Origin of the sequence: Comamonas sp. NyZ500, assembly GCF_016772095.1 — a bacterium.
Classification (GTDB): Bacteria; Pseudomonadota; Gammaproteobacteria; order Burkholderiales; family Burkholderiaceae_C; genus Comamonas; species Comamonas thiooxydans.
Window position 1 is genome coordinate 202472 of record NZ_JAEIJE010000005.1, and the last position, 12756, is coordinate 215227.

General features: G+C 65.0%; 11 protein-coding genes. 3 read left to right on the forward strand and 8 right to left on the reverse strand.

What is annotated here, in order from left to right; all coding sequences use genetic code 11:
* Positions 1–17: 17 nt before the first annotated feature.
* A complete protein-coding gene (locus JAO85_RS10570) occupies positions 18–902 on the forward strand; it encodes a DMT family transporter (RefSeq protein WP_202788041.1) in 885 nt (294 codons plus the stop codon).
* Positions 903–1031: 129 nt separating this feature from the next.
* Here the strand turns inward: JAO85_RS10570 and JAO85_RS10575 are convergent, their stop codons facing one another.
* Positions 1032–1547, reverse strand: coding sequence for an AmiS/UreI family transporter (locus JAO85_RS10575; RefSeq protein WP_003070509.1), 516 nt, complete (start codon positions 1545–1547; stop codon positions 1032–1034).
* 115 nt (positions 1548–1662) lie between these two features.
* Positions 1663–2814 carry a helix-turn-helix domain-containing protein gene (locus JAO85_RS10580; RefSeq protein ID WP_087864067.1) on the reverse strand — a complete coding sequence of 384 codons (1152 nt, stop codon included), beginning with the start codon at positions 2812–2814 and terminating at the stop codon, positions 1663–1665.
* Between the two features lie 161 nt (positions 2815–2975).
* On the opposite strand from JAO85_RS10580, the gene JAO85_RS10585 reads away from it, so the two are divergent.
* Together JAO85_RS10585 and JAO85_RS10590 are read left to right on the forward strand one after the other, a co-directional pair.
* Entirely contained in the window at positions 2976–5102 is a 2127-nt protein-coding gene (locus JAO85_RS10585; RefSeq protein ID WP_039049405.1) for a PQQ-dependent dehydrogenase, methanol/ethanol family, read from the forward strand.
* Positions 5103–5222: 120 nt separating this feature from the next.
* Positions 5223–6653, forward strand: coding sequence for an aldehyde dehydrogenase family protein (locus JAO85_RS10590; RefSeq protein ID WP_202788042.1), 1431 nt, complete (start codon positions 5223–5225; stop codon positions 6651–6653).
* Positions 6654–6708: 55 nt separating this feature from the next.
* Here the strand turns inward: JAO85_RS10590 and JAO85_RS10595 are convergent, their stop codons facing one another.
* The 6 genes from JAO85_RS10595 to JAO85_RS10620 all read right to left on the reverse strand — a co-directional run bounded on the left by JAO85_RS10595 (position 6709) and on the right by JAO85_RS10620 (position 12591).
* Positions 6709–7461, reverse strand: a complete 753-nt coding sequence (locus tag JAO85_RS10595; protein ID WP_054073340.1) for a ProQ/FinO family protein — start codon at positions 7459–7461, stop codon at positions 6709–6711.
* Between the two features lie 76 nt (positions 7462–7537).
* Positions 7538–8791, reverse strand: coding sequence for a glycolate oxidase subunit GlcF (gene glcF, locus JAO85_RS10600; protein WP_202788043.1), 1254 nt, complete (start codon positions 8789–8791; stop codon positions 7538–7540).
* Between the two features lie 18 nt (positions 8792–8809).
* Positions 8810–9958, reverse strand: coding sequence for a glycolate oxidase subunit GlcE (glcE, locus tag JAO85_RS10605; RefSeq protein WP_034382801.1), 1149 nt, complete (start codon positions 9956–9958; stop codon positions 8810–8812).
* Between the two features lie 132 nt (positions 9959–10090).
* Positions 10091–11443, reverse strand: coding sequence for an ammonium transporter (locus tag JAO85_RS10610; protein WP_034351424.1), 1353 nt, complete (start codon positions 11441–11443; stop codon positions 10091–10093).
* Positions 11444–11482: 39 nt separating this feature from the next.
* Positions 11483–11821 (reverse strand): P-II family nitrogen regulator, encoded by a 339-nt coding sequence (gene glnK, locus JAO85_RS10615; RefSeq protein ID WP_003059648.1) that lies wholly within the window; start codon positions 11819–11821, stop codon positions 11483–11485.
* Positions 11822–11838: 17 nt separating this feature from the next.
* Positions 11839–12591 carry a TorF family putative porin gene (locus JAO85_RS10620; protein WP_052088458.1) on the reverse strand — a complete coding sequence of 251 codons (753 nt, stop codon included), beginning with the start codon at positions 12589–12591 and terminating at the stop codon, positions 11839–11841.
* Positions 12592–12756 lie beyond the last annotated feature (165 nt).

The window sequence follows — 12756 nt, forward strand, 5'->3', positions numbered from 1 at the left end:
CGTTAGAAGCCTTTTTTATGCATAGTCCACTGCCTGTATTTGCGCTGCTGCTCAATGCCCTGATCTGGGGCTTGTCATGGTGGCCGTTTCGTCTCATGCATGAGGCCGGACTGCATCCGCTGTGGGCCACGGCAGCGATGTATGCACTGGTGCTGGCCGGTCTGCTGATACTGCGCCCGGCCAGCCTCAGGCAGGCCTGGCAATACCCGGTGCTCCTGCTGCTGGCTGCCAGTTCGGGCCTGAACAACGTGGCTTTCAACTGGGCCGTGACCGTGGGCGACGTGGTGCGCGTCATCCTCTTGTTCTATCTCATGCCGGCCTGGGCGGTGCTGCTGGCCTGGAGGCTGCTGGGCGAAAAGCCCACGTCCATGGCGCTGCTGCGCCTGTTGCTGGCCTTTGGCGGTGTGGTGCTGGTGTTGCTGCCCGCCGATGCCTCGCTCTCCGGGTTGTTTGCCGGTCTCACCCTGGCCGATGCGCTGGCCGTGTTTGGCGGCTTCATGTTTGCACTGACCAATGTGTTGCTGCGCCGCTTTCAAGGCATTCCGGCCCAGGCCCGCATGCTGGCCATGTTTGCCGGCTGCATGAGCATGGGCCTGCTGACCGCCTTGAGCGCCAGCAGCGCTGGCATGGTGCCGGGCTTTCCTGCTTTTGATGGCAGTTGGGCCTTTCTCGCACTTGGCTTGGCCGTGGTTTTGATGTTTGGCAACTGGGCTCTGCAATTTGGCGCAGCGCGTCTGCCCTCGGGCGTGACCTCGGTGGTCATGCTGTCGGAAGTGGTGTTTGCCAGCATCTCCTCGGTGCTCATCGCCCACGAGCAGCTCAGCGCACGCACGCTGGCCGGCGGTGCGCTCATCATGGGAGCAGCCTTGCTGGCCACCTTGGGCAGAGCCCTGAAAAAATAGCCCAAACCACATCAAGGACACCGAGGAAGGGCCTGGGCCGGCCGCGCCGCCCCGCACCGAAGGTGTCGTCCCCCTCCCGAAGAGAGAGGGGGAAGGCGGGGCCGCCCAGGCGCACAGCGCCTCAGGGGGTCACATCAGCTTCCCCGCCAGGATCAGGTATCCGGGTACCCAGCCCGTGAGCACGCCCTGGGCAATGCACAGCCAGCCCGTGGGGCGTTCAATGCTTTTCCTGAGGGCCAGCAGAGCAAAGAACAAGGCCCAGAGTACGGCCCAGGCGGCCCAGTTGACGCCCATCCACCAGTCCAGCCCCGAGCTGGCGCTGGTCAGCGTATCGAGGGCGACGGGAACAGCGGTGATCGCCACGAACAGGCTGAACCAGCCCAGACCTCGGCCGTCGGCACCGCTGAAGCGATTGAAAGCCACCCAGAGATAGGTGAAGGCGAACAGCAGGGTCAGAGCGCCGCTCTTGACCGATGCCGCGTCGGCCGCCGGGCCGAAGATGCTGGCCAGACCGATGCATAGCGACACCACCCCGGTGAAGATATTGATGACCCAGATTTCCTTGTCGGCAATCTTGCCCAGCATCCACAGGCCGTTGAGAAACAGCACCGCACCCACATAAAACAGCGACAAACCCAACCACATACACGCTCCTTGGCTGCAGGCCGGTGCAGCGCGGCGAGGATTGTGGGGCCGAGCGGGGCGGGGCGGAACCCTGGACGAACGCAAAAGAGTCTTGCGCCGTGGGTCGGGAATGGGCTCAGAAACCCTCGTCCCGACCGCCGCGCAGGCGGCGGTACAGCGTTCCGCGCGAGATGCCCAGGGCGCGCGCTGCCTGGGAGACATTGCCGCCATGCTGGTCCAGCGTCTCCCGGATCAGCTGCGCGCTGTGCTCGCGCAGCGTCGCTAGAGGCTGCGCCTCGGCGACGGGCGTTGCTTCGGTGGTTGCGGGGCAGGCCAGGTCTTCCGCGCTGCTGGTGTCCAGGTGCGAGCCAAGGCCGTTCGAGGTTTGCAGCTGCGCCTGCATCCAGACGCCCAGGCCGCTGGCCAGGCGCAGCGGCGCGGGGCCGGGCTGGCCGCTCAGTTGCAGCAGGCGCGATAGATCATGGCCCAGCAGTTCCTGCGCGCTGCACGCTGTATCCAAGGGCTGGCCGATGAGCTGGGCGGCGGTGCCGTTCATCCAGGCGACGCGGCCATCGGCAGCCACACCCATCAGCGCCTGCAGCGGCGTGTGCAGCAGGGCTGGCGTCACTTGAAAGCGCAGCACCAGATGCTCGTGCGACTGAGCCTGCAGCAAGGTGTTTTCGATGGTCGTGGCGTACATGCCGACCACGGGAGCGGCATCGAAGCTGAAATGCTGTTCCTCCACCATCAGATTGAGCACCCCGGCCAGGCGGCCGTGCACGTCGCGTATGGGTGCTGCTGCGCAGCGGAAGGCGTGCAGCTCGTCGAAATAGTGCTCGCCGTTGGTGACGGTGCAGGCCTGGCCGGTGGCGGCGACGATGCCCGGTGCGTTCGTGCCCATGGCCTGCTCGGACATGTTCAGGCCGACCCGCTCGTCACGGGGCCGCATGGATGCCGGGGAGACATGGAGCACGATGCCCTTGTCGTCCGTCAGCATCACGCGCGTGCCGGTGCCCGCTAACGCCTGCTCCAGGGTCGGCAGCTCGTGCTGCAATGCCTGCAGCAGGCCGCGGCAGCGCTCCTGCGTGGCATGCAGCCGGCTGGGGCTGACCGGAGCCAGAGCCAGCCGCCGTCCATTGCAGTGCTGGCGCTGGCTGCGTAGCCAGGACTGGATGACCGCCTCGCTGACCAGTCCCGAGGGGCGTATGCCGGCCTCGAAGAACTGGCGGCGAGCCTGCAAGGCCCGCTCTGCCCCGGTGCTCGAGAAGCACTGCTGTAGCGCGTCCATCGCGCGTGGCTCATCAACGTTCATGTCATGTCCAGGCTGTCCGCAGGAGCGGTCAATGTGTTCCGCAATGGAACAGTTCTAGCCTGGGGAAATCCCGATCATGAAGAAAAACAGGCGATACACCATGCTTTGCGGCATAGCAATCACAACAGGAGACCTCGATGAAACGGCTGATCGACAACTCTCATGGACGGCCCGGTCGCATGGCCTGGACGCTGGCCGCCTGCCTGGGCAGCGCAGCGGCCCTCGCGCAAGCCGACCCCGCGGCGCAGGCCGCGGCCGCCGTGCAGCGAGTCGATGGCGCTTTCATCCGCGCCAATGCCGCCAAGACGCCCGACTGGCCCACCATCGGCGTGGACTATGCCGAGACCCGCTACAGCCGCCTCGATCAGATCAATGCCGCCAACGTCAAGGACCTGGGCCTGGCCTGGTCGTACAACCTCGAATCCACGCGCGGCGTGGAGGCCACGCCTGTGGTCGTGGACGGCATCATGTACGTCAGTGCCTCGTGGAGCGTTGTGCACGCCATCGACACTCGTACCGGCAACAGGATCTGGACCTATGACCCGCAGGTCGACCGCAGCACCGGCTTCAAGGGGTGCTGCGACGTCGTCAACCGTGGCGTGGCACTGTGGAAGGGCAAGGTCTTTGTGGGTGCCTGGGATGGCCGCCTGATCGCGCTCGATGCCGCCACCGGCAAGGAGGTCTGGCAGAAAAATACCTTCGAGGGGCAAAAGGGGTCGCTGACCATCACGGGTGCGCCGCGCGTGTTCAAGGGCAAGGTCATCATCGGCAACGGCGGCGCCGAATATGGCGTGCGCGGCTACATCACGGCCTATGACGCCGAGACCGGCGAGCAGAAATGGCGCTGGTTCAGCGTGCCCGGCGATCCGTCCAAACCCTTTGAGGACGAATCCATGAAACGCGCCGCCAGGACCTGGGATCCCAGCGGCAAATGGTGGGAGGCCGGCGGCGGCGGCACCATGTGGGACAGCATGACCTTCGATGCCGAGCTCAACACCATGTACGTGGGCACGGGCAACGGCTCGCCCTGGTCGCACAAGGTGCGCAGCCCCAAGGGCGGCGACAACCTGTATCTGGCTTCCATCGTGGCTCTGGATCCCGACACCGGCAAATACAAGTGGCACTACCAGGAAACGCCGGGCGACAACTGGGACTACACCTCCACCCAGCCCATGATCCTGGCCGACATCAAGATCGCCGGCAAGCCGCGCAAGGTCATATTGCATGCGCCCAAGAACGGCTTCTTCTTCGTGCTCGACCGCACCAACGGCAAGTTCATCTCGGCCAAGAACTTCGTGCCTGTGAACTGGGCCAGCGGCTACGACAAGAACGGCAAGCCCATGAACATTGCCGCGGCACGCGACGGCAGCAAGCCCCATGACGCGGTTCCCGGCCCTTATGGCGCGCACAACTGGCACCCCATGTCCTTCAACCCCCAGACTGGCCTGGTGTATCTGCCTGCGCAGAACGTGCCCGTCAATCTGATGGACGACAAGAAGTGGGAGTTCAACCAGGCCGGACCGGGCAAGCCCCAGTCGGGAACGGGCTGGAACACGGCCAAGTTCTTCAATGCCGAGCCGCCCAAGAGCAAGCCTTTTGGCCGCCTGCTGGCCTGGGACCCGGTTGCGCAAAAGGCTGCCTGGAGCGTGGAGCATGTCTCGCCCTGGAACGGCGGCACGCTGACCACGGCAGGCAATGTGGTGTTCCAGGGCACGGCCGATGGCCGCCTTGTGGCCTATAACGCGACCAGTGGCGAAAAGCTGTGGGAAACGCCCACGGGCACCGGTGTGGTGGCCGCGCCCAGCACCTATATGGTGGACGGCAAGCAGTATGTCTCGGTGGCCGTGGGCTGGGGCGGTGTCTACGGCCTGGCTGCGCGCGCCACCGAGCGCCAGGGGCCGGGCACGGTCTATACCTTCGTCGTGGGCGGCAAGGCCAGGATGCCGGAATTCGTGGCCCAGCGCACAGGCCAGTTGCTGCAGGGCGTGAAATACGACCCCGCCAAGGTCGAGGCCGGCACCATGCTGTACGTGGCCAACTGCGTGTTCTGTCATGGCGTGCCTGGCGTGGACCGCGGTGGCAATATTCCCAACCTGGGCTATATGGACGCGAGCTATATCGAGAACCTGCCCAGCTTCGTCTTCAAGGGCCCGGCCATGGCGCGCGGCATGCCGGACTTCACGGGCAAGCTGTCGGGCGATGACGTGGAGTCCATCAAGGCCTTCATCCAGGGTACGGCGGACGCCATCCGGCCCAAGCCCTGAAGCCTGCACTTCACCACGCCGGAGCGCCGGTACGCCGGCCCGCCGGTGCGCCCGAGCCACGCACCGGCGGGCCCAGATCGCAAACATCTTCTTTTGACTCGATACCAAGGAAATAGCCTCATGCAAGACCATCTGCAGTTCTATATCGACGGCCAATGGGTGAATCCGGTCAGCCCGCGCAGCCTGGAGGTCATCAATCCCTCCAACGAGCAAGCCATTGCCCGCATCAGCATGGGCTCGGCCGCCGACGTGGACAAGGCCGTGGCCGCCGCGCGTCTCGCCTTCGAGAGCTACTCGCGCACCAGCCGCGAAGAGCGCCTGGCCCTGCTGGCCAAGGTGCTGGAGGTCTACCAGAGCCGCTACGGCGACTTTGTGCAGACCATCTCGCAGGAGATGGGGGCGCCGCTGTGGCTGTCCAAGGCGGCACAGGCCGCCATGGGCGTGGCCCATCTGAGCTCCACCATCGAGGTCCTCAAGAACTTCGCCTTCGAACATGTGCAGGGCAGCACGGCCGTCGTGCATGAGCCCGTGGGCGTGGTCGGAATGATCACGCCCTGGAACTGGCCCATCAACCAGATCATGTGCAAGGTCGCCCCGGCCCTGGCCGCTGGCTGCACCATGGTGCTCAAGCCCTCGGAGGTCGCCCCGCTCAATGCCCTGCTCGTGGCCGAGGTGCTGCACGAGGCGGGCGTGCCGGCCGGCGTCTTCAACCTCGTCAACGGCGACGGCCCCGGTGTGGGCGAGGCCATGTCCTCCCACCCCGGCATAGACATGATGACCTTCACGGGCTCCACGCGCGCGGGCATTGCCGTGGCCAAGGCCGCGGCCGACAGCGTCAAGCGTGTGGCCCAGGAATTGGGCGGCAAGTCTGCCAACATCGTGCTGGATGACGCCAACCTGCAAAAGGCCGTGACCCAGGGCGTGCAGGCGGTGCTGATGAATTCGGGCCAGAGCTGCAACGCACCCACGCGCATGTTTGTGCCGCGCGCCCTGCATGGGCAGGCCGTGGAGATCGCCCGTAGCGTCGCCGGCGCAGCGACCGTGGCCGATGCGCTGGCCGAGGGCATGCACATGGGCCCCGTGGTCAGCGAGGCGCAATGGGGCAAGATCCAGGCCCTGATCCGCAAGGGCATTGAAGAGGGGGCGACCCTGGTGGCGGGCGGAACAGGCCGCCCCGAAGGGCTGGTCCAGGGCTACTTTGTCAAACCCACGGTGTTTGCCGACGTGAGCAATGACATGAGCATTGCGCGCGAGGAAATCTTCGGTCCTGTGCTGGTGATGATTCCCTACGATGACGAGGAAGACGCCATCCGCATGGCCAACGACACGGTGTACGGCCTTTCGGGCTATGTGCAATCGGGCAGCCTGGAGCGTGCGCGCAGCGTGGCCGCGCGCCTGCGCACAGGCATGGTCCACCTCAACGGCGCGGGGCCTGACTTCAATGCGCCGTTCGGCGGCTACAAGCAGTCAGGCAATGGCCGTGAATGGGGCGAGCACGGTTTCCGCGATTTCCTCGAAACCAAGGCAGTCATGGGCTACGGCGCGGCCTGATCTATTCAAAATCAATAGCTGCTGGTGCATGTCTGGTAAGCGCCAGCAGCTATTTTTACTGAATATTCTGCTGACGGCGACGCGCGCGTTCCAGCTGCTGTACGACCTGGCGCGGATTCATGCCGTACATCTCGGCGAACTCTTGCTCCGAAGTCTGGCCGCTGAGCTGGAAGGAGCGCAGCAGCGCCTCGTCCTTGGCGGCGCGGGCATCGGCCTCGGCCAGGGCATCTACTACCAGGGCGTTGGTCTTTTCGTCACGGCCCTGCACGCGCTCGGCGTATTCCTCGCGCGTGAGACCGGAGGCTTCGTAGGCGATGACGATGCGGTTGCGCAGCTTGGGCGTCAGGTCTTCCTGCGTGCGCTGCTGGCGGCGGCGGAAGACTTCGATCAGCGCGTGGTGAACATGCTCGGGCAGAGTGGCTTCCACGGGCTGACCGCTCAGGTCATGGCGCTGCTGACCGCTGGCCATGGCCGCCAGATAGCGACCGGAGCGGGTGTGCTGCTGCAGCGCGCTCTTGAGCGCGTCCTTGTCCAGCTCCGGGTGGGCGGCCAGCAGGTCTTCAAAAATGCCGCGCTTGAAGGGCAGCAACTGTTCGCCGAACAGGGCCGGGTGCCACTGTGCCAGCTGCTCCAGCAAGGGGTGTTGCGGACGTGGGGCCTGCGGGGCGGCTTTGGCTGCGGGAGCCGGGTTCTGGCGGCCACGGCCGCCTCGGCGCGAGCGTGAGCCGGGCTGCGAGTCCTGCACGCTGTGCTGCGATGCCGCTTGCGAGGCTTTCTGCTCTTGTGATTCAGACACGATTTCAGTCATGGCAAAGCCCGTGGGCCTGGGAAAACAAAACCCCCAATCATGCCAGCATTGCAAACTGCAGTGGCATGCGGGGGTGTCAGCCGGCGGCCAGGGCCTGATCCAGCAGCTCCACCCAATGCATGACCGGGACCTCGGTGCCGTTTTGCAGATGGACGATGCAGCCCATATTGGCCGAGAGAATTGCTGCGGGCTTTTCTGGGGCGAACGGCTCGTCCAGTGCGGCGATCTTGCGGTCGCGCAGCTGGTGCGAGATTTCAGGCTGCAGCACCGAGTAGGTACCTGCAGAGCCGCAGCACAGATGGGATTCGGTGCGCGCCACGCGCAGATCGAACCCCAGCTCGCGCAGGCCCGCTTCCACGCCGCCGCGCAGCTTCTGCCCATGCTGCAGAGTGCAGGGCGGGTGGTAGGCCACGGGAGCCCGGGGCACCGTGATGCGGTCCTTGAGCTTATCCACCAGCTCGGGCAGCATGTTGGGCAGCAGTTCGCTGAGGTCGCGGGTCAAGGCGCTGATGCGCGCGGCCTTGTCGGCGTATTGCGGCTCCAGCCGCAGCAGATGGCCGTACTCCTTGACGGTGACGCCACAGCCCGAGGCGTTCATCACGATCGCCTCGACCTCGCCGCGCTCCACCAGCGGCCACCATGCGTCGATATTGGCGCGCATCTGGGCCTTGCCGCCGTCCTGGTCGTTGAGGTGGAATTTCACCGCGCCGCAGCAGCCGGCCTTGTCGGCAATCACGGTCTGCACTCCTACGGCATCCAGCACGCGGGCCGTGGCGTAGTTGATGCGGGGCATCATGGCCGGCTGCACGCAGCCTGCCAGCAGCAGCACCTTGCGCGCATGTTCCCGTGAGGGCCAGGCTCCGGCCTCCTGGGCGGCCGGAATTTTTTCGCCTAATGACTCCGGCAACAGACCTTTGACGGCGCGGCCCAGCTTCAGCGCGGGGGCGAACAGCGGGGAATTCATGCCCTCCTTGAGCAGCCAGCGCTGCAGCTTCTCGCCCGTCGGGCGCTCGACCTGTTCATCGACGATCTTGCGGCCGATATCGACCAGATGGCCGTACTGCACGCCGCTGGGGCAGGTGGATTCGCAGTTGCGGCAGGTCAGGCAGCGGTCCAGGTGCAGCTGCGTGGCCCGCGTGGGTGTCTGGCCTTCGAGCACTTGCTTGATCAGATAGATGCGGCCGCGCGGGCCGTCCAGCTCGTCGCCCAGGGTCTGGTAGGTGGGGCAGGTGGCGGTGCAAAAGCCGCAATGCACGCATTTGCGCAAGATGGCTTCGGCTTCCTGGCCTTCTGGCGTGGCACGGTATTCGGGCGCGAGATTGGTTTGCATGGGGTGCTGTCCTTGTTCTTACCAATGCGCCGAGAGACGGTTCACATTGAGAATGCCGGCGGGGTCGAAGGCCTGCTTGAGCCGGGCATGCAGCTGTGCCGATGTGCGGCCGGCCGGGCTGACCTGTGCATGCGTATCGAGATCGCTGTTGGCGCTTGTCTGATTGGCGTCCTCGGCTCTGAAAAGAGAAGCGGACCCGCCGGCGGCCTGCGCGAGTTGCTGCAAGGCTGCGGCGGCCGAACGCGGGGCCTGCACCCAGCGCTGAGCTCCATGCCAGTCGATGAACGGGCCTGCTGCACCTTGCGGCAGCTGCAGCGGCGCCGTGGTCGCAGGAACGGACAGACGCCACAGACAATGATCGGCAGCGCGCTGCTGGAACCAGGGCAGGCTCAGATCGCGGCTGGCGCTCCAGTCGGCGGCAACGACGTCGCTGTCCAGCCGCTCGCCGCCCAGGCGCAGCGTGGCTGCCTGAACGGCGGCACGGGCGCCGCGCAGTCGCAGATACAGCGTGCCCTTTCCGTCTTCTTCCAGCCAGTTGCTGGCATTGAGCGGCAGAGGCTGGCCGCCCCAGTGATTGAGCCAGTCCAGAGCCTGCTCCTGGCTGCAGCTATCAAAGCGCAGCGTGGCCTCGGCCGGAGCCACGGGCAGGACCTTGAGGCTGATCTCGGTGATCAGGCCCAGCGTGCCCCAGCTGCCCGTCATCAGGCGCGAGATGTCATAGCCGGCCACATTCTTCATGACCTGGCCGCCGTAGCGCAGCAGCTCGCCCTGGCCGTTGATCATCTCCAGGCCCAGCACGAAGTCGCGTACTGCGCCAACGCTGGCACGCGACGGACCGGACAGGCCTGCGGCGACCATGCCGCCCACGGTGCTGGCGGTGCCGAAGTGCGGCGGCTCGAAAGCCAGACACTGGCCCTGGCTGGCCAATGTTGCCTCCAGCTCGGCCAGCGGCGTGCCGGCGCGAACGGTCACCACCAGCTCGCTGGGCTCGTAGCTGACGATACCGCTGAGCGTGCGCGTGGATAGCGGCTCGCCCTGCAGACGCAGGCCGTAGAAGTCCTTGCTGCCGCCGCCGCAGATGCGCAGCGGGGTCTTGTCACTGGCAGCGGCGCGAATGCGCTCGCCGAGCTGATTGATTTGGCTGGTGGCTGAATCCATGGCCTGCATGGTAGCCGGGGCGCCCCCGGGGCAGGAAGGCCTGGTCTTTGATTTTTTTGAAAAGCAGGTGTGAATAAAAAAGCCCCGCAGTTCGCACTGCGGGGCAACGTAATGAAACTGAACTTGCGAAGAGCCTGCCGCTTAACGGGTGTAGGCCACCTCACCGTGAGAAGTGATGTCCAGGCCCTGGCGTTCGGACTCTTCCGAGACACGTAGACCCACGGTCAGATCGGCAATCTTGTAGGCCAAGAAGGAGACCACGCCAGACCAGACGATGGTCACCAGCACGCTCTCGACCTGCACCCACAGCTGATGCGCCATGTTGTAGCCCTCGGGTTCGATACCGCCCAGGCCCTTGGCGCAGAACACGCCGGTCAGGATAGCACCCAGGATACCGCCGACGCCGTGGACGCCGAACACGTCGCAGACGTCGTCAACCTTGAGCAGGCGCTTGAGGCCGGAGACGCCCCAGAAGCACAGAGGGCCGGCGATGATGCCCATGACGATGGAGCCCATGGGGCCGACAAAACCGGCGGCGGGGGTGATGGTCACCAGACCGGCCACGGCACCCGAGGCAGCGCCCAGCATGGAGGCCTTGCCGCGCAGCAGCGCTTCGGCCACGATCCAGGAGATGGCGGCAGCGCCGGTCGCGAGGATGGTGTTGATGAAGGCCAGGCCGGCAGCGCCATTGGCGGCACCGGCAGAGCCGGCGTTGAAGCCGAACCAGCCCACCCACAGCAGGGAAGCACCCACCATGGTCAGCGTCAGGCTGTGAGGGGGCAGGGCTTCCTTGCCGAAGCCGATGCGCTTGCCCAGCATGTAGGCACCCACCAGACCGGCCACGGCGGCGTTGATGTGCACTACGGTGCCGCCCGCGAAGTCCAGCGCGCCGTCTGCACCCAGCAGACCGCCGCCCCACACCATGTGGGCCATGGGGATGTAGCTGAAGGTGAACCACAGCACGGAGAACACGATCACGGCCGCGAACTTGATGCGCTCGGCAAACGCTCCCACGATCAGCGCCACGGTGATGGCGGCGAAGGTGGACTGGAAGGCCACGAACACATATTCGGGGATGGTCTTGAGCATGGACGACAGCGTGTCAGGCGTGATGCCCATGAGGAACAGCTTGTCGAAGCCCGCGAAGAACTTGCCCTCGCCGCCAAAGGCCAGCGAGTAGCCGTAGATGGCCCACAGCACGGTGATCAGCGAAAAGATCACGAAGACCTGGGCCAGCACGGACAGCATGTTCTTGCTGCGCACCAGGCCGCCATAGAACAGCGCCAGGCCGGGGATGACCATCAGGATCACCAGCATGGTCGAGGTCAGCATCCAGGCGGTGTCGCCGGCGCTCAGGGTGGGCACGGCCTCGGCCGCTGCTTCGGCCACAGGCGCTGCGGCGGCGGCAGCCGTTGCAGCTTCCTGGGCAAAGCCGGTGGCGCCGGCAGCCAGCAGGCCCAGTCCCAGGCCTGCGCTCAATAGTTTCTTGATCATGGCAATCTTTCTCAAAACGGTTCCAGAGAGACTGGGCCTTTACAGGGCCGCGTCGCCGGTTTCTCCTGTACGGATACGGATCGACTGCTCCAGCGCCTGCACAAAAATCTTGCCGTCGCCGATCTTGCCGGTACGGGCTGCGCCCTCGATGGCGTCGATGGCGGCATCGACCAGATCGTCGGCAATCGCGGCCTCGATCTTCAGCTTGGGCAGAAAGTCCACCACATACTCGGCACCGCGGTACAGCTCGGTGTGGCCCTTCTGACGGCCAAAGCCCTTGACTTCGGTCACGGTGATGCCTTGAACACCGATTTGGGAAAGAGCTTCACGCACTTCGTCGAGCTTGAAGGGTTTGATGATGGCGATCACCATTTTCATGACGGGCTCCTGAAAAATTAGAAAGTCTTGGAGAGCGTCAGGATCAGACGCGCCTTGTTCACATCGCCGAAGTAGGCCTTCTTGTTGGCGCCGGTCACCGCTGCACCTGCAGAGAAGCCGTCGCCCAGGTCATAGGCACCACCGACGCTGTAGTCCACATAGTTGGGAACGCCCAGGTCCTTGATGTCGCTGGAGAAATGGGTGTAACCAACTGATGCTTTCAGTGTCACCTTGGGCATCACTTCCTGGCTGTAGGAGAACTGCAGATAACCGGTGTTGCGGCCCTTGAGACCCGAGCCCGCCTTGGCGCCGGCCCAGCCGAAGTAGTCCTTGGACACCGTGTGCGAGTACTTGGCCGTGAACGGGCCGTAGGTGCCGGAGCCATAGATCTCGGTGGTGTTGCCGTTGGCGTTGCCCGAGTACACATAGGTCAGCATGCCCACATCCCAGTCCACATCGGCGGCCTTGAACTTGTAGCCGCCGTAGAAGTCGGTTTCCAGCGAGTTGCCGGGCAGCCAGTCCACGGAGGAGTTCCAGTTGCCGACGTAGAAGCCGCTGTCGCCGAACGTGTAGTCAAAACCGCCTTGCAGCGCGGGCTTGACGGCCTTGCTGCGGCTGGCGTCCTGATCCTGACCACGGAACTTGTAGTTGGTGGTCAGGGCAACGTTGGCGGAGAGCTGGGCATGGGCCCACATGGGGGCGACAACGGCGCAGGCCAGGGCGGCAGTCTTGGCGAAAGTCTTGAAACGGCTTGCAGCGGGACTAGGCATTCAGGGTTCCTCCGGTTTGAAAATTTCGTGGCAAAAATCTCGGATGAACTCTCAAAGCACAGACCGTGCCAGTCTCTGCGGCGGCTGCGGCACGGTTCGCTGTCCAAGGCCCCAGAACAGGCAGCGGGCCATAGCTGCCCGGTACAAAAAGCTACGAGTTTTCAC